We start from the raw sequence: 16,996 nt of genomic DNA on the forward strand, positions 1-16,996 counted from the left end.
ATCAAAAATTAAACAGGCAAATGAAATACCCTCCATAACAGCAGCTAACACCCCCCGGTGCTTTAAAAATAAAATCAAGGTAATCAGTGTAATCATTAAAATCAGGGAGTCAGACAAACTCCGCTGGAAGGGGGGAGAGGCCGTTAAAAAAAATGCCCGGCAACAGCCGTTATAGCGTATCTTCGCAGCATCTATGCCGCAGGGAGTCAAGGAATTTTTATACCGTTCAGCTGAATATCACTGGAACAACATTGTGAATGTTGGCGTACATCCTGCTATGCCTTATATAGAATCCAGGCGCACAAAGTTATTAAATTTACTTTCATTGCCCTGTATTCCTTTTATGTTTCTTTATTGCGTGTTAAACATGGTACAGGGCCGGCATGTGTTAGCGGCGCTGAATGCCGCCACTACCTGTATTTCTGTATTGGTATTGATCTTCCATAAATACAGGATGTATCTCAGCGCCAGGCTGGTGCTTATCTGCACCAGTATCTTTATCTATACTTTTACCGGTGTCTATTTTCATAACGGCTCGGAATACTTTCTGCTGAACATACTTTTCATCGTTATATTGATCTATGATAATAAATGGATAGTAGGATCGGTTAGCCTGCTGGTGATCACCGCTTTTATGCTGATCGTATTTATGCCCCGCTCCTGGTACCTGGCGCCGCCGGTACCGGCAGAAAGGATATGGGCGAATGTAGCGGTATCACTGATCTTCATTGTAGTGGCGCTCAGCTTCTTTAAACATATCCAATCGGATTACCAGCGGGAAATTGAACAGCAGCATCAGGCGCTGGTATCCATGAACAAGGATAAGGAAAAACTTTTTTCCATTGTGGCGCACGATATCCGCAGCCCGCTGGCTACGCTGGAAAGCCTGCTGGATATGTTCCGCAGGGGACAGTACCCCCGCAATGATATGGAAGAAGCGGCAGATATGCTATATAAAAAAGTATCGCAGCTGGGTGTTACGCTCGATAATATGCTGCGCTGGAGCACCCGCAGCATGAAGGGCATTCAGACCCGGCCCCGGCATTTTTTACTGGCTCCCGTAGTAACGGAGGTACTGCTTTTTTTTGAAGGGATCATACAGCAAAAGCAGATCAGGGTAGACCTGCAGATACCGGTGACTGCAGCTTTGTATGCGGACCGCGACCAGGTGTCGGTGATCCTCCGCAACCTCTTCAGCAATGCGCTTAAATTCAGTTACCCCGGCGGCAATATAGAACTCATCGCAGAAATAACAGATGAAATAGTGATCACCGTCACCGACTACGGCGTAGGCATGTCTGCCCAGCAGCTCAGCACACTTTTTACCTCCCATCAGCATCCGGGTTATGGTACCGGCGGAGAACGCGGTACCGGTCTTGGCCTGCTGCTTTGCCGGGAGTTTACAGAACAGAACGACGGCGTAATTAAGGTGAAAAGCCATCCGGAAAGCGGCACCAGTTTTACGTTGCATTTCGTGAAGGGCGATTTTTCCCCGGAAGATGATGCCGCTTTCAATTAACCATCAGCCCGGCTCTACCTGCGAATGGGGAAAATTAACGGCGCCGCCTGTATGAATACGACCATCAGGGAGGTGTTGTTCAGGAAGGCCGGCGCAGGCTATGCCGGTGAGGAAGCCGCAGCGCTGATCCCGTAAATCAGACTACTTATTTGTCGCTTTAGGCTAATTTATTGACGATGGCTTTATTGACCTTTGTTTTATGGAAAACAATATTCATGGAAAAGTAGTGGCAATAACCGGTGCCAGCAGCGGGATTGGTGAGGCAACAGCCATTATGTTAGCTGCAAAAGGTGCAAAAGTAGTATTAGGCGCGCGTCGTAAAGCCCGTTTGGAAGCGCTGGTGAAACGTATCAGGGTTGATGGCGGGGAAGCCATCTGTCTGGAAACAGATATCAGGCAACACAACGATTTGCTGCGATTGGTCAGTCTGGCCCGCGAAACCTATGGCCGTTTGGATGTGATGGTGAACAACGCGGGAATCGCCCGTCTTTCAAGGATAGATGATATCCGGGTTTCCGAATGGGAAGAAATGATTGATGTTAATCTTAAAGGAACCCTGTACGGAATCGCTGCAGCCTTACCTGTTTTTAAGGAACAGGGCTCTGGTCATATTATCAATATCATTTCAACTTCAGGTATAAAAATCGTCCCGTTACAAGGCGTGTATGCCGGCACTAAAAATGCGATTAGAACTATAGCTGAAGCGTTGCGGCAGGAATCAGCCGGGTTATACAGGGTCACAGGTATTTCTCCAGGGCTGGTAAATACAGAAATGCCGGATCATATCACAAACGAAGCAGCGAGATCAGCGGTTAAAGAGAGGGCTGCACAAATTGGTGTCACACCCCATGCAATAGCAGGCGTAGTTGCATATGCCATAAGCCAGCCCGACAATGTGGATGTTGGTGATATTGTTATCCGTCCGAGTGTACAGGATTAAGCCTAATTTAGCATGTATCATGAAAGCTTTGCAACAGCCGGTTATATTTAAAACCATCTCCGAACTAATGCGGGGAATGGAAATGCCGCCACCTTTACATCCGCTGGTGGCGGTTGTAAATTATGACGCGCAGAAGATCAGTCTTGAGAACGCAGGAAGAAGTTTCCTGATCGATTTTTATAAAATTTCTTTTAAGCAAAGTTTCAGGGGGCAGGTTAAATACGGACAAGGCTTTTATGACTTTGAGGAAGGTGGGCTGGCTTTTTTAGCTCCCAACCAGCTGGTCACCATGACAGGCGATGAAACCAGCTATGAAGGCTATACATTGTATTTCCATACAGATCTCATCCGTAATTACCCGTTAGGCAGTAATATTGATCAATATGGTTTCTTCTCCTATGGGGTAAGCGAAGCTTTATTTCTGTCGGACAAGGAGAAGAAAATAATCAGTGGTTTATTTGAGAATATTATTACTGAACTGGATAACAATACCGATGCTTTTAGTCAGGATGTACTGGTTTCGCAGATCGAATTGTTGCTTAATCACAGCAACCGTTTTTATAACCGGCAATTCCTCACCCGTAAAGCAGTTCATAATGATTTGATCAGCCAAATGCATAGCTTCCTGATAAAGCGTTTCGCCGGCCACCTGGACAGCATACCAACCGTACAGGAGGTTGCAGATTATCTCAACGTTTCGCCAAGGTACCTGACCGATATGCTCAAAACACTTACGGGGCAAAGTACACAACAGCATATTCATGATAAGCTGATCGAAAAGGCTAAATTACTGCTTGCAACTACCAGTATGAACATCGCCGAAATTGCTTATCAATTAGGCTTTGAGCATCCCCAATCTTTCAATAAACTATTTAAACGCAGTACGGCTATTTCACCCAGCGGCTTCCGGCGGTCTTTCAATTAAAATGGATACAGTTAACATCCGCCGTACCCGGGATCTTTCCTGACCCCTCAGGACACTACAGGATAGTTTATTGGAGGTATTCACTATCTTGTTACACTCCACGTTTTAACTGTTCAATATGAAAAAACACCTTGTTCCCGGTTTATTGCTGCTTGCGGTAACAGCCGCCGGGCAGTCTGCCAAAGGCCCTGCACCGCTGAAGTTTGAAAAACGGCAGGTCGCAGCGGAAAGTTATGAATCAGTAGCTGTAATGGATGTAAATAATGATAAGGTGCCCGACCTGGTATCCGGCGCTTACTGGTATGAAGGCCCCGCTTATTTCAAACGGCATTACATCGGCCAGGTAAAGCAATTCGGCGAATACTGGGACGACTTCTCCACCATTCCTTTTGATGTGAACGGCGATGGCCGGGTGGATTATATCACCGGTGGCTGGTTTGGCAAAACGCTGGTATGGAAAGAGAACCCCGGCAACGATACAGAATGGAAAGAGCATGTGATAGCCACTCCCGGTAATATTGAAACCACCCGCGCCAGGGACCTGGATGGCGACGGTATACCGGAAATCATTCCCAATACGCCCAACGACCCGCTGGTGGTATATCACCATACAAAAGGCAGTGCTACGTTTACAGCGCATAAGGTGCTGGACCGCAAGTCGGGCCATGGCCTGGGTTTTGGGGATATTAACGGCGACGGCCACACTGACCTGGTAGTGCCCGAAGGATGGATAGAGGCGCCCGCTTCGCCCTACAGCGCTGCCTGGACCTTTCACCCGGAATTTAACCTGGGCACAGCCAGCGTACCGGTGATAGTGGCAGATGTAAATAAAGACGGGCTGCCTGACCTGGTAGCAGGGCAGGGGCACGATTACGGGCTCGACTGGTACCAGCAGGAAAAGGATCCCAGAACAAATAAACGGAAATGGATCAAACATGCCATTGATCCTTTCAATTCACAATATCATACCATGCTGTGGGAAGATATAGATGGAGACGGAGAACCCGAACTGGTAACCGGCAAACGTTACCGTGCACACAACGATCATGATCCGGGCTCTGATGATCCCTGCGGTATCTACTACTTTAAATGGAACGGCAGCTCCTTCACCAAACAGGTGATCAGCTATGGATCAAAAGGAGCGGGATTGTATTTTGTAACGCACGACCTTACCGGCTCCGGAAGGAAAGATGTGATCGTGGCCGGTAAAGACGGGTTGTTTATATTTTATAATAAAGGAAACAGGTAATATATTGCCTGCATAATAAGCAGGCAGTATCCCGTTTAAAATAACTCCTGGGGTGCGACTTAATAAGGTATATTTCCTTTCCTTAGTTTAAGTACCACATGTTGGATCTGCGGAAGTAATAACAGCACCACGATGACACAAACCACACCAGCGAGCATCAGGTCATAATAATCACGTGTGGCGCGTGCCAGTATCTGCTCCCTTACCAGGTTATTGAGGTAGCCTTCTGAAGCTCCTTTTGCCGTATACAGATCGCTGCCGGCATTGATGTATTTGTGTTGAAGATCCGTTAGAACAACCGGTAACCGTGGATGAGTCTCCATCAGCGTTTCCCGTACTTTCTCCCTAACCGCAGATTTGGTATATAGCTGAAGTTCATTATTGAGCGCTAAACTGGCTGTAAACCCGGTGAACCTCGCAAAAATACCAACAAGTGAGGCGTTTGATGCGATCTTTGGCGGCGCTGCAGATACGGTAAAGGAAACTATCGGAACAAACAATACTCCTGTTGCAATACCATAGATGAACATAGGGAGTATAAAATCAGCTGTTTCCCCCTGCACCGAAACAAAAAGAAGCATATAAACATAATACAGCCCCATCATTCCAAAACCTGTAATGATGATCTTAACCAGGTTATAGCCCGTTAGTACAAACCGCGAAATAACAAACATACCGATAACGGTTCCCAGGATGACAGCCATCCATATAGGAATAGTACTGAGCGGATCATTTCCCAGGATGGCCTCAAGATACCCATATGTAAGCCCGGTGCTTCCCTTGAAAATATAGAATGTAAAAAGCATCAGTAAACCTGTAACAAAATTCTTTGTCCTGAAGATATGCAGGTTGATCAATGGCCGCTTCAGTGTTAGCTCTCTGGTTATAAAAAGGAACAGGATCAATATATCACACAGGCTGAGAAAAAGGATCTCAGAACTGCCGTACCACCCCAGTTGCCGTCCGTATACCAGGATGTATCCCAGTACCAGGATAAAAGACAGATAGAACAGGTAGCCAAGCCAGTCTACCTGGTAAAGCGGGATCTTTTTAAAGAATCTTGCTTTACCGTTCATGGTTATCAGCACAATGAATGTTAAGGCTGCCAGCAAAACATTTAAACCATAAAACAACCAGTTGAAATCAAAGAAATGAAGCATGGCACTGCTGTAGATGGAATAAAGAGGAACAGATATCTGTATCCCCGCGTAAAGTATGGTATAGCCTATAACCCTTGCCCGTGTGGATTGTAAGCGCGGAAAAATCAGGTTCAATACAATACCGGACATAAGTGCGCAGGTAATTCCCTGTACAAACTCGCACATTATCAAAAGCGTCCAGCTCCTGGTATGGAAACAGAGCAAAGAGCATACGGCATTGGTGGCAAGTGCAATCAACAGGTATTTCCGTGGAGGAAAATATTTCAGGATGCGGGCATCAAGCGCCAGGAAAGCAACCGTTGAGCCGTAAATAACCACCATAGCATATTGTACATCAGTAGCTGCTATACCGTAGAAACCCATCATGGCTACCGGGCTGCTAAACAGGGCAAAACAGAACAGGCAGGTCATCAGTATGAAAAATATAACCGATCTGGCCAGCCATTCGGGCACCCAGGGGTTGAAAACAGGAATTTTATGTGTTTGCATTATCAATCTTTTATTACATAAACATTGGCATTCATGCCGGCCGACAGCTTAGCAAGTTTTTCAGGTGTATCGGTCAGTTTGATACGAACAGGGATCCGTTGTATGATTTTAACAAAATTACCTGTGGCATTATCAGGCGGAAGGAGCGAATAACGGGAACCGGTGGTGGGAGAAAGGGATTCAATCAATCCATTGAACTTTTCACCCGGAAACGCATCTACTTCAACAGCTACTTTCTGACCTGATCTGAAGGTACTGATCTGTGTTTCTTTGAAGTTGGCAATGGCCCATTTTTCTTCCGACCTGTTCACTAAAAAAGCCAATGTTTGCCCGGGTTGTATCAATTGTCCCTCCTGGATGGTCTTTTTACCCACTTGTCCGTCAAACGGCGCGGTGATCACCGTATATTTAATATCCAGTTCCTGCCTTCCGAGTAAAGCTTCCTTGATCCTGATTTCCGCATCTATAGCAGAACGTTGTGCCCTGATGTCGTTTAGCCTGGATTCAGCTACCCGTAAGGAGGCCTCCGTTTGTTCATAATCAGATTGGGAGATGGCCAGCAACGAACTTACGTTATCAAATTTTTGTTGCGTCGCCGACTCGCCGGCCAGAAGATTTTTGTAGCGCTCGTATTCTTTCCGCTGCTGATCCAGTTTTGCCTTTGCGCCCGACAGTTGTGCTTTGATAACTGCAATGCTTTTGATCTGCGTTTCCTCACTGGCGGCCAGGATGGGTAATTTCGCGCCTGAGCTCTTCAACTCTGCCGATGCAGCGTCTCTTTTCAGCCTGTATTCATCAGGTTCTATAACAACAAGCGTATCGCCCTTTTTAACCTGCTGATTGTCCTGGTAATAAATTTTACTGATGTAACCACCTACTTTCGCGTTTACAGGCGACAGGTAAGCATCTATTTGTGCATCATTGGTTTGTTCATACCGGTAACCTCTGAAGAGATATACGCCTCCCCATATAATGAATGCGACCAATAAGGCGATTCCCAGGTATTGGGTGATGATTACTATCATTCTATCTGTTTTATTGCTATTCATAGTTTTTATATTAAAGTATTCCTGTTATTGCCAATAGCCTGATATGACTCAGTTTTACATTCACCTGTGCGGTAGTTAAATTGAATTTTGCTTCAAGAAGCTCATTTTCCGCATCCAGAAGATCGGTCAGAAGTGACTCCTGGTTCAGGTAACTGTTCCTGATCACCCTGACCGTTTCAGTGCTCATTGCTATATTTTTTTCTGCCGTTGCTACACTTTCCAAAGCCTGTTGCTGCTGCAGGTAAGCTTCATTAACCTCTATGGCGATCTCATCTTTCTTTCTGCCGGCCTTTTCTTTTGCCTCTTCTTTTATAACTTTTGCATGGGCTATGGAATGCTTGCTTCTATATAGGTTATCAATAGAGAACTGTACCCTGACTCCTGTTTGCCCAAACCCCCATAAGTCGTTGGAGTAAGGATAGAAGGATATCTGGGGATAAGTATAATTGTAATTGGAATACAATGAAACGCTGGGAAGCAAAGTGGATTTTACCTGTTTGATATTCATGTCACTTAACCTGATATCGCTGTTTACGATCCTGTACGAAGGAGATTGATTAAGCGCTATGTCCAGATAGTCGCCGTACCCGGCGTCTTTTGCAGTATCCGGGCTGAAGCTGTCCTGGTAAGGGATATCCAGCAATTGCTCACTATTACGCCCCATAAGTATATTCAGCTTTTGTTTGATGTTATCAATTTTCTTTTGAACATCTGAGAGGCTTAGTTCCAGCTGCGATAGTTTAACCGAAGTCCTTAATACATCACTTTTCATCGCAATGCCATTCTTATGCAGGTTTTCTATCATCGCTATCTGCTTTTTTTCTGCGAAAATTTCCGCGGAAATAAAATCGCGGAAATGAAGGAACTTATACAGGTCGAAATAGGCAACAGCGGCATTATATTTTACATTGCTCTTTTGCAGATCAAATTCATATTGTTTGCGTGTTTCCTCTTCCTGCCTGATCCTGATATTTCTCCGGTCTTTTCCACCGTTAAAGAGATTAACATTAAAATTATAGCCAACGCCATATCCATAACCGGAAACAGGTACGTTCTGCGGGGAAGAGAACAGGCCGTTGTTGTAAATAAGGAATTTTGAGTTAAGCTTCAAATCTCCTCCTGCATACAGTTCCGGCAAAAGATCATCTTTTGCTTCAAGCACACTTATTTTACTCTCTGCAACATATAAAAGGGAGAGTTTTAATTGACGGTTACCAGCTGTCACAGCTTTCCAGATCTCCTCCAAAGTAAATACCTGTGCAGTATCAGGTGACTGGGCTTCGACAGGTTGCACGGATATAAATGTGATGATCGCTAAATTTAATATTGATTTACAGAGATTCATTTAGTTGTGTTTTGGTAAGTATTTTTATGCTTTGATATGCCGGGGAACAGGCTCTTTACCATCTTTATTAACTCATCCATGGCAAAGGAGAGGTCAGCCACCGGTATAAAAGGATTGGAATATGCGGAAAGGATATAAAAGTCTGGTGTATTGAATTCGTTTGCTGATGGCTGTGTTTTATCATCATGATCTTTACGGCGCTTATTGGGCGCCGCGCTGTTTTGCTTACTTGTTTTCTGTTTCATAATGAGCGTTATTAATATTTTCATCACAAAACTATTCTTATAGCCAGCCTGTCGTTTTATATAATAAGCCTATTTTTTGTTATTTTTGGCCATATGAAACTTCTTAAGCGGGTAATCGCCAGTGTTGACCAGTATCCTGAATCGATTTTGGTGGTACGGCAACAAACAGAACAGCGGCTGCCATCGCACCAGCACGATAAAGCCCAGTTGTTACTGGTGTTTGGGGGTATTGCCTACCTGCAAACAAGAGAAAGGGATTTCTATATTCCGTCCAACCATTATCTCTGGATCCCGAAAAATTATCCTCATAACCTGATGTTTAATACACAGGATCTGCATATCATTAATATTTATTTCCCGGGAAAAAGTTTGGGTGGCTTCTATGATGAAATGGGCATTTACCCGGTCAGTAAACTGCTTTCCGAAATGTTATCCTTCAGTGAAAAATGGCAGGGTAATTATTTTAAGGGATCATGGGAATACAGTTTTTTAAATACCCTGAAGCATCTTCTTCCCAAAGAGGATCTTAAAAAATTCTCGATTCAGCTGCCTACTACAGACGATCAGCGGCTCAATACTATTTTAGATCGTTTAAGGGCCACTCTGAACGAAAACATTACCTTGGAAGAAACAGCAAAACAATCCGGGATCAGTGTCAGAAGTCTGACCAGGCTATTCCAGACAAAACTCCGGATAACATTTATCCAGTATGTAAAAATGCTCAGGATTATCCGGGCAATTGAACTGATTAAAGATGGCAACCTGAATATGACGGATATTGCCTATGAGGTGGGGTATTCCAATATATCTGCTTTTAGCAATAACTTTCAGCAATTGACCAACATGAGGCCAACTGAATTCAAAGCCATGTCTTCAAAATAGATGCAGGGCTCCCTGCCCGGACCAGGGGCAGGGGAAGATAACATGTTCGGGAAATTAATTATATTTATCCTGTAGCAACAGGTCATGAATTATTTTTCGCCAGCCAGGTCTCTATGGCGGCGCCTATAGCGGCAGTAAGAGTGGTTTCATTATCCTTGCCCTGCTCAAACCAGTGGTTAGCCCCTTCATTGTCCTGCCGCTTTTCCAGGTAAATTGTTTTTTCAGGAAGACGAACAATAAATACATCTTCATCACGGCGTGTAACCCCTGTTTCGTGATTGTTGAGTTGTATGCTGAAGCTGTCCATAGTTACAAAGTTTATTTTTTGGGGTACAATCATTATGCCTCATGTGTGCCGGTTGGTCCTTTTTTTGTTTCTTCGCAGTTGAGTCCTCTTTATTCTATTAAACAAGACCAATAAAATGTGCGTATGATCATTAAAGAGTTACCTGTTGTCATTGAAACCCCAAAAGGGAGTAGTGAAAAATACGATTATGACCCTGTATCCAGGTTCTTTGTGCTCAATAAAATATTGCCTGCCGGTATGGTTTTTCCCTATGATTTTGGTTTTATCCTTGGGACCAGGGGAGCAGATGGAGATCCGCTGGACGTGATGGTGATCTCTGAATTCAAAAGTTTTCCTGGCTGCCTGATCAAATGCCGTTTGCTGGGCGCTATAAAAGCCGAGCAAAAGGAAAGGGACGGCACAGTGGTACGGAACGACCGCTACATAGCGGTGCCCGTAGTATCAAAAGTGTTTAAGGGAATAGATGCGGTGGCCCCCCAAACCATCCGGGAAATAGAACACTTTTTTATTTCTTATAATGAGCAGGAAGGAAAACAGTTCACCCCGTTGGGATATATAGAAGCAGCTCCTGCCTATGAACAGATAAAATTCCCTGAAAAATGAATACCGTGGCTACGCTGTGGGGACAAGGCGATCAGTTGGACGTTCTGCAGATGTCTGTAAGGGCGGTAGTCATGTATTTTGTAGCCCTGGTCCTTATCAGGCTGGGCGGCATGCGTATTTTTGGTAAAAAGTCTGCTTTCGACACGATTATTGTAATCATGATGGGAGCAGTACTGGCCAGGGTAATTGTGGGCGCTTCGCCGTTTAAAGGAACTGTAGCTGCTGCCTCCGTTATGGTGGCCATTAACAAGGCCCTGGCCTGGATGTCTTTGAAAAGTAGTACTGTCAACCGTCTGGTGAAAGGAAAGCCCCTGCTGTTGTACGATGCAGGGGAAATTAAATGGGAAAACATGAACAAGGCCTGTCTTAGCAAAACCGATCTGATGGAAAGCCTCAGGCTGGAAACACTGAAGGGCTCGCTGACAGATGTAGCGCAGGCGTACATGGAAACGAACGGAAGAATAAGTTTCATATTGAAACCGGAGTAAATGAAAACTGTGCATTTTATTACACGCTTTTTATAGTTGGTTGTGGAATTTTAATGGCATCCCTTTAGCAAGGATCAACCAGTATTTTTTTAGGATCTTATATTTTATACCATGATGAATGCCCCCACAAAGGCAAAATTGAGTGAACCGGCCGCCGCGTTAAATGGGTTTCCTCCCGGCGGGGAAACAGGTGAACTGATCCGTTCTTTCAATTGGGCCGCTACACCACTGGGTTCTGCGGACCAGTGGTCGCAAAGTTTAAAGACCTGTGTCCAGATTTTACTTTCTTCTGCACACCCTATGCTGTTATGCTGGGGAAACGAAAGTATTCTTATATATAATGATGCATGCAGGGAACTGCTTGGCAATCAGCATCCCTTGTCCATGGGACAGCCTGCCGTAACGGTATGGCCAGCCCTATGGTCGGCCGCCCAGCCTTCCCCTGAAGGTGCTCCCGCAAATGTTCCGCAGCTACAACTGGTGAAACCCGACGGAAGCAGCTGCAGCTTCAATGGCAGCCCCGTAAAGGATGATACCGGCGATACAGGGTTCCTGTTCATGGGCGCCACACAGCATAACGGGAACGCCCCCTCGTTTGTTAAAACAGACCTTACCGTTTTCACCAGGGAATTACTGGAACAGCTGGATCCGGTGATCCGCGAATCAGGGTTAACCCTTGTGATTAACCTGGATACACTTCCGGAAGATGTATATATAGACAGGGACATTTGGGAGCAGATCGTATTGTCGCTACTTACTAACGCCCTCAGCTATACGCTGCAGGGAGGCGTGGCGGTAAGGCTTACCCAGGAGGGCAACCGTGTAATGCTTTCCGTTGCAGACACCGGCATCGGTATTACCCCCGGACTGTTATCAGAGATCCGGACGGCGTTGCAGGAGCCAGCCCGTTACCGTCGTGGATTAAACCAGGTAAACGAAGGCTTATTGGTTCATGGCGGCGAGCTGCATATCGACAGCATCCCCGCCCAGGGTACCACCTGTACCGTATCCATCCCCGCAGGCTATGCCCACTTACCTGCATCTCAAATCCTTCATAATCCGGCCGCGGTACATAAAGCTTATCATGGCTACCTGCCCGGCATGGCCGCCGATATCCGGAGGTGCCGGGAAAAGCTCCGCCTGCAGCATGCAGGAACGCATTACCGGCAGTTGCTGGAAGCATTACCCGCAGCAGTATACACCTGCGATAAAGAAGGACGGGTACTCCTCTTTAATAATGCAGCCGTTAATTTGTGGGGCAGAACCCCCGTGGCAGGATCCGATATGTGGTGTGGCTCCTGGAAAATATTTGAGCCGGACGGCATTACACCCGTGGAACTGGATAGCTGCCCCATGGCAGAAGCCATTAAAGGCGGTAAGCCAGTGAGGGGAAAAGTGATCATGGTGGAAAGGCCCGATGGCACCCGGCGACTGGTACAGCCATACCCGGATCCGCTTTTCGACAGCGCCGGCAACCTGGAAGGCGCAGTGAATATGCTGGTGGATATCACCGACCAAAAGAACGCGGAAGAGCACATATTCCGGCTGGCCGCTATCGTGGAATCTTCCGACGACGCCATCATCAGTAAAACGCTGGAAGGCATCATCACCAGCTGGAACCCGGCCGCAGAGCGGTTGTTCGGGTATAAGGCCGAAGAAGTGAAAGGAAAGCCCATTACCATTATCATTCCTGAAGACAGGCTCGAGGAAGAGCCAAAGATCATTGAACAACTCCGCGCAGGAAAAAGGGTGGAGCATTTTGAAACAAAGCGCCGCAGAAAAAATGGAGAACTGATCGACATCTCCCTCACTATCTCCCCCATAAAAGATATACACGGAAATGTGATCGGCGCATCAAAAATAGCCCGGGATATTTCCCAGCAACAGAAAATGTTCCTGGCGCTCCAGGAAAGCGAAGCCCAGTACATGCAACTGGCGGTACGGTTGGAAGCCATGGTGGAACAGCGTACCAAAGAGCTGGTGGAGGCAAATTTCTTCCTCGAAAAATCAAACAGGGAACTGGAACAGTTTGCCTATGTGACCAGCCATGATCTGCAGGAGCCCCTCCGCAAGATCCACACCTTTGCCGGCATGTTGTACAACGTGAATAAAGATATCCTTTCGGATACCTCGAGGATGTATCTTGATAAGGTGATGCACAGCGCCAAACGTATGTCAATGCTGATCAGTGAACTGCTGGATTACTCGCGCCTGATTCACGTAAAGGATCCTTTTGTGGAAACAGATCTTAACGAGATCCTGAAGAATGTATTAACAGATTTTGAAGTGCTGATTGACAGGCAGGAGGTAACCATTGCCGCAGAAGAGCTGCCCCGGCTGGCTGTAAGCCCCCTGCAAATGAACCAGCTGTTTCATAACCTCATAGGCAACGCCATCAAGTTTGTGTCGCCCGCAAGAAAACCGCTGATCCGTATCTATGCAACACCCCTGAGCCATGAAGAAGTGCTTGCGCTTCCCGGCCTCGACAGCACACTGAACTACTGTGCTATCATTGTATCGGATAATGGTATCGGGTTCGACCAGGTATATGCGGAAAAGATCTTCCAGATCTTCCAGCGATTGAACGATCGTACTACATATGAAGGAACAGGAATAGGACTGGCCCTGTGTAATAAAATTGCCCTCAATCATAAGGGAGGCATATACGCTACCGGCGTACCGGATGCAGGAGCTGTTTTTAAAGTAGTGTTGCCTGCATAGGAAGTGTTGTGTTTTTGTTAATTGTGTTTGTTTTCCGGAGAATGCGGCATTAATCCCGGCGGCTGATTTTTTCGGGAACATTTCCTGCTGTACTTTTGCAACAGTTACAACTTTTCTTTTTCCTCGTTTGTTTCATAGTACGAATTGTTATCGATTTATCCTACCATTAAAATGCCCTGCAATGAGAGAGAAATTAATCAGCTTACTAATTGGTCCGGATCGCGACCGGCGTAACCAGTTCTATCTTGCACTGGATCTTTTGAATGTGAGCAAAGCCTGCATAGCGCAGGATAATACCAGTAAAGCACTGGACTATCTCAAAAAACACCCCAACCTTAACCCGGACTATATCTTTTTAGACAGCCTGCTGCCGTCAGATGAAACGCCCCGGTTTTTAAAGGAACTGAGAAAGATAAAACGCCTGGTACAGGTGCCTGTTATCTGGTATGCCGCCTCCTTTGATGCCGATCAGCAACTGGCTATACGGGAAGCAGGTTTTGCCGCCGGCCTGGCCAAGCAAGGCGATGTACATAAGCTGAAAGGAAACCTCCAGGTGCTTTTCCGGAGTGAACTGCATGAAACCGCAGTGCCGGACGAAACCTCTGCGGCTGCCCGCTTTAAAATGAAGATGAAGGAGATGTTACTGCAAACCCAGTCTTTACTGGAAGTACCGGAACACCTGCTCACACATTCCTGATCCGCTTTATTCAGATTGTAATGCCTTTACGGGATTCGCCCTCGCTGCTTTCGTACCCTGGTAGCTGATGGTGAGTAACGCAATGAGCGCTGTAAGTATGCCCGCTACTGCAAACATCCACCATTGCAGCGATATGCGGTAATCGATACCGCGCAATGCTTCGCCCATGGCCAGCACGGCCAGCGGCACTGTGATCACAAAAGCAATGAACACCGGTTTCAGGAATTCCTTTGCCAGCATAAACCAGATCCTGCCCACACCGGCGCCCATAATTTTACGGATGCCGATCTCTTTGCTGCGCCGTTCCGCAAGATAAGCTGATAAGCCAAAAAGGCCCAGGCAGGAGATGAGGATAGCAATGCCGCTGGTCCAGTTGAGCATAAACCCACCGGAGCGCATACCGGTAAACATTTCCTGGTAGGCTTCTTTTACAAAGCTGAATTCAAAAGGAAATTCAGGGCTGTTCTTTTTAACAGCCGCTTCTATTTTTGCAAGGACTTTTTCCGGGTGCTCCGTTTTATGCAACCGCACAAAAATATGGTTCATGGATCCGGTGCCCATGTAAACCACCAGCGGGGCCGGCGTCCGGTAAGGGTTATTGGTCACAAAATCTTTTACCACCCCGATGACAGGGTTGGAGCCAAGCAGGGTACCTACCACCGGTTCCTTCAATCCCATTTTCTTTACCGCCGCTTCATTCAACAGGCAGCCCAGGGAATCGCTGCCATAGTCTTCACTGAAATCCCGGCCTGCGGCCAGCTGCAGCCCCGCCGTTTCTACCCAGTTGTGTTTTACCCAGGTAATATTGACAGGGAAATTCTGATCCGCGGTCTTCCCGGGCCAGTTTACACCATCTGTACTGCCATTGAAATGAAGCAGGTCGTCTGTACCGGCCGATACGCCTGCTATTTCAGGTATGCGCAGCAGTTCTTCCCGCAGCAACTGATACTTGCCGGTCATTTCACCACGCAGCGGTATTTCCAGCAGGTCGTCCTGGTTATAACCTACCGGCCGGTTTTCACCATGCTGCAGCTGCCGGTAAATAACGATGGTGGAAATAATAAGAAAGATAGAGATGATAAACTGGAGCGTGACCAGGCTTTTGCGGAACAAGCCATTACCGCGGTGGGCCGACACCGCTCCTTTCAGCACTTTCACCGGCTGGAAACTGCTGAGAAAAAATGCAGGATAGCTGCCGGCTACCAGGCTGGTTAACAAGACCAGCAGGAGTATCCCCGCCCACATTCCCGGGTGCAGGAAGTTAAGGTGCAGGCTTTTGCCGGATATGCTGTTCAACCCCGGCAATACCAGTTTTACGATCAGCAATGCCAGCAGCAGCGCTCCAAAGGTGGTGATCATCGCTTCAACCAGGAACTGGAAAATAATCGTGGTACGGGAAGCGCCCATCGCTTTCCTTACGCCTACTTCCTTTGCACGCCGCTCTGCACGGGCGGTGGAAAGGTTCATAAAATTGATACAGGCAATGAGCAAAATAAAGAAGCCAATAGTGCCCAGGAGCATTATCATTTCTATACGGCCCCCGCTGGGCCGGCCGTTCTTAAACCCGCTATGAAGGCGCAGCGAGGTAAACGGGTAGGCGAACAGGTAACTGGTGGTATCCGCAGCGGTAGTCTGCATGGCCTTGCGCAGTTTTTTATTGAATGCTTCCAGGTCACTTCCGGGCTGCAGCAGTATATAGTTACCGATGCGGTAATTATCCCACCGGTCAATCCAGTCGGCGTTCTCCAGTTCATAAAGGCGGAAGGGGAGCACTGCATCAAATTTAACCGAACTGTTGTAGGGCGCATCACGGATCACTGCTGCCACCCGGAGGTTATGCTGGTTATTATGCCTGATAATCTGTCCAATGGGATCTTTGTTGCCATACAATCTTTTGGCGGCGCTTTCCGAAAGTATGATGGCGCCGGGGTCACGGAGGGCGGCCACCGGATCGCCGGTAACAGCCGGGAAGGTGAAGATGTTAAAGTAATCCGGATCGGCATACATGTTTTGCTGGTAAATACTTTTTTGCCCGGTGCTGAGCAGTTGCTGCCCGCTGTAAACCTGGCGGGAGCTGTATTTTATCTCAGGAAAATCGTGCTGTAGTTTTGCCGCCAGCGGGGCGGGAGTGGCATCGCCGGTAAACCACCTGCCATCGTGATACTGGTTAGTCATCACCATATAAATACCGGACCGGTGCTGGTGGAAGGAATCATAAGTGAATTCCTCATGGAGCCATAACAGGATAATAATACCTGTGGCCAAACCGATGGAAAGACCACCTATATTGATAAGAGAGGAACGTTTGTTTTTAAGGAGATTTCTCCAGCCGTGCCTCCAGTAATTTTTAAACATAGCGATAGTTTTTGGGAGCTAT

General features: G+C 46.8%; 15 protein-coding genes. 9 read left to right on the forward strand and 6 right to left on the reverse strand.

Annotated features, from left to right (window positions below; genetic code table 11):
- The first annotated feature begins 367 nt into the window (after positions 1–367).
- From FN124_RS29765 to FN124_RS29780, 4 genes are all read left to right on the forward strand, one after another.
- A complete protein-coding gene (locus FN124_RS29765) occupies positions 368–1,519 on the forward strand; it encodes a sensor histidine kinase (RefSeq protein WP_185937460.1) in 1,152 nt (383 codons plus the stop codon).
- Between the two features lie 199 nt (positions 1,520–1,718).
- The gene (locus FN124_RS29770; RefSeq protein WP_142688442.1) at positions 1,719–2,459 is read left to right on the forward strand and encodes an SDR family oxidoreductase; all 741 of its coding nucleotides are present in this window, start codon (positions 1,719–1,721) and stop codon (positions 2,457–2,459) included.
- Between the two features lie 19 nt (positions 2,460–2,478).
- Positions 2,479–3,384 (forward strand): helix-turn-helix domain-containing protein, encoded by a 906-nt coding sequence (locus FN124_RS29775; protein WP_142688443.1) that lies wholly within the window; start codon positions 2,479–2,481, stop codon positions 3,382–3,384.
- Positions 3,385–3,502: 118 nt separating this feature from the next.
- Positions 3,503–4,633: an FG-GAP repeat domain-containing protein gene (locus FN124_RS29780; protein WP_142688444.1), complete on the forward strand. Its 1,131-nt coding sequence runs from the start codon at positions 3,503–3,505 to the stop codon at positions 4,631–4,633.
- A gap of 59 nt (positions 4,634–4,692) precedes the next feature.
- On the opposite strand, the gene FN124_RS29785 is transcribed toward FN124_RS29780, so the two are convergent.
- The 4 genes from FN124_RS29785 to FN124_RS29800 are packed head-to-tail and all read right to left on the reverse strand — an operon-like array spanning position 4,693 to position 8,921.
- The gene (locus FN124_RS29785) at positions 4,693–6,282 is read right to left on the reverse strand and encodes an MFS transporter (RefSeq protein ID WP_142688445.1); all 1,590 of its coding nucleotides are present in this window, start codon (positions 6,280–6,282) and stop codon (positions 4,693–4,695) included.
- 2 nt (positions 6,283–6,284) lie between these two features.
- Positions 6,285–7,307 (reverse strand): HlyD family secretion protein, encoded by a 1,023-nt coding sequence (locus FN124_RS29790; protein WP_260607618.1) that lies wholly within the window; start codon positions 7,305–7,307, stop codon positions 6,285–6,287.
- Between the two features lie 34 nt (positions 7,308–7,341).
- A complete protein-coding gene (locus FN124_RS29795) occupies positions 7,342–8,625 on the reverse strand; it encodes a TolC family protein (RefSeq protein WP_221887962.1) in 1,284 nt (427 codons plus the stop codon).
- 47 nt (positions 8,626–8,672) lie between these two features.
- A complete protein-coding gene (locus FN124_RS29800) occupies positions 8,673–8,921 on the reverse strand; it encodes a hypothetical protein (RefSeq protein ID WP_142688448.1) in 249 nt (82 codons plus the stop codon).
- A gap of 93 nt (positions 8,922–9,014) precedes the next feature.
- Between FN124_RS29800 and FN124_RS29805 the strand changes: the two genes are divergently transcribed.
- On the forward strand, positions 9,015–9,803 hold the full coding sequence (locus tag FN124_RS29805; protein WP_142688449.1) for a helix-turn-helix transcriptional regulator: 789 nt from the start codon (positions 9,015–9,017) through the stop codon (positions 9,801–9,803).
- A gap of 82 nt (positions 9,804–9,885) precedes the next feature.
- On the opposite strand, the gene FN124_RS29810 is transcribed toward FN124_RS29805, so the two are convergent.
- Entirely contained in the window at positions 9,886–10,110 is a 225-nt protein-coding gene (locus FN124_RS29810; RefSeq protein ID WP_142688450.1) for a hypothetical protein, read from the reverse strand.
- A 123-nt stretch (positions 10,111–10,233) separates the two neighbouring features.
- On the opposite strand from FN124_RS29810, the gene FN124_RS29815 reads away from it, so the two are divergent.
- From FN124_RS29815 to FN124_RS29830, 4 genes are all read left to right on the forward strand, one after another.
- Positions 10,234–10,713 (forward strand): inorganic diphosphatase, encoded by a 480-nt coding sequence (locus FN124_RS29815; RefSeq protein WP_142688451.1) that lies wholly within the window; start codon positions 10,234–10,236, stop codon positions 10,711–10,713.
- Positions 10,710–11,201 carry a DUF421 domain-containing protein gene (locus FN124_RS29820; protein WP_142688452.1) on the forward strand — a complete coding sequence of 164 codons (492 nt, stop codon included), beginning with the start codon at positions 10,710–10,712 and terminating at the stop codon, positions 11,199–11,201. The genes FN124_RS29815 and FN124_RS29820 overlap by 4 nt, the downstream gene beginning before the upstream one ends.
- Positions 11,202–11,312: 111 nt before the next feature.
- On the forward strand, positions 11,313–13,922 hold the full coding sequence (locus tag FN124_RS29825; protein ID WP_142688453.1) for a PAS domain S-box protein: 2,610 nt from the start codon (positions 11,313–11,315) through the stop codon (positions 13,920–13,922).
- 181 nt (positions 13,923–14,103) lie between these two features.
- Entirely contained in the window at positions 14,104–14,619 is a 516-nt protein-coding gene (locus FN124_RS29830; protein WP_142688454.1) for a response regulator, read from the forward strand.
- Positions 14,620–14,625: 6 nt separating this feature from the next.
- Here FN124_RS29830 and FN124_RS29835 read toward each other — a convergent pair whose 3' ends face one another.
- Positions 14,626–16,974 (reverse strand): ABC transporter permease, encoded by a 2,349-nt coding sequence (locus tag FN124_RS29835; protein ID WP_142688455.1) that lies wholly within the window; start codon positions 16,972–16,974, stop codon positions 14,626–14,628.
- Positions 16,975–16,996: the final 22 nt, after the last annotated feature.

It is taken from the genome of Chitinophaga polysaccharea (genome assembly GCF_902150045.1).
In the GTDB taxonomy this organism is placed as follows: Bacteria; Bacteroidota; Bacteroidia; order Chitinophagales; family Chitinophagaceae; genus Chitinophaga; species Chitinophaga polysaccharea_A.

What these genes read in the sequence shown, in the direction of transcription:
- FN124_RS29800 (WP_142688448.1), bottom strand. Translation starts at nt 8,921, where the DNA reads ATGAAACAGAAAACAAGTAAGCAAAACAGCGCGGCGCCCAATAAGCGC.
- FN124_RS29815 (WP_142688451.1), top strand. Translation starts at nt 10,234, where the DNA reads ATGATCATTAAAGAGTTACCTGTTGTCATTGAAACCCCAAAAGGGAGT.
- FN124_RS29770 (WP_142688442.1), top strand. Translation starts at nt 1,719, where the DNA reads ATGGAAAACAATATTCATGGAAAAGTAGTGGCAATAACCGGTGCCAGC.
- FN124_RS29820 (WP_142688452.1), top strand. Translation starts at nt 10,710, where the DNA reads ATGAATACCGTGGCTACGCTGTGGGGACAAGGCGATCAGTTGGACGTT.
- FN124_RS29825 (WP_142688453.1), top strand. Translation starts at nt 11,313, where the DNA reads ATGATGAATGCCCCCACAAAGGCAAAATTGAGTGAACCGGCCGCCGCG.
- FN124_RS29810 (WP_142688450.1), bottom strand. Translation starts at nt 10,110, where the DNA reads ATGGACAGCTTCAGCATACAACTCAACAATCACGAAACAGGGGTTACA.
- FN124_RS29835 (WP_142688455.1), bottom strand. Translation starts at nt 16,974, where the DNA reads ATGTTTAAAAATTACTGGAGGCACGGCTGGAGAAATCTCCTTAAAAAC.
- FN124_RS29785 (WP_142688445.1), bottom strand. Translation starts at nt 6,282, where the DNA reads ATGCAAACACATAAAATTCCTGTTTTCAACCCCTGGGTGCCCGAATGG.
- FN124_RS29830 (WP_142688454.1), top strand. Translation starts at nt 14,104, where the DNA reads ATGAGAGAGAAATTAATCAGCTTACTAATTGGTCCGGATCGCGACCGG.
- FN124_RS29790 (WP_260607618.1), bottom strand. Translation starts at nt 7,307, where the DNA reads ATGATAGTAATCATCACCCAATACCTGGGAATCGCCTTATTGGTCGCA.
- FN124_RS29765 (WP_185937460.1), top strand. Translation starts at nt 368, where the DNA reads ATGGTACAGGGCCGGCATGTGTTAGCGGCGCTGAATGCCGCCACTACC.
- FN124_RS29805 (WP_142688449.1), top strand. Translation starts at nt 9,015, where the DNA reads ATGAAACTTCTTAAGCGGGTAATCGCCAGTGTTGACCAGTATCCTGAA.
- FN124_RS29775 (WP_142688443.1), top strand. Translation starts at nt 2,479, where the DNA reads ATGAAAGCTTTGCAACAGCCGGTTATATTTAAAACCATCTCCGAACTA.
- FN124_RS29780 (WP_142688444.1), top strand. Translation starts at nt 3,503, where the DNA reads ATGAAAAAACACCTTGTTCCCGGTTTATTGCTGCTTGCGGTAACAGCC.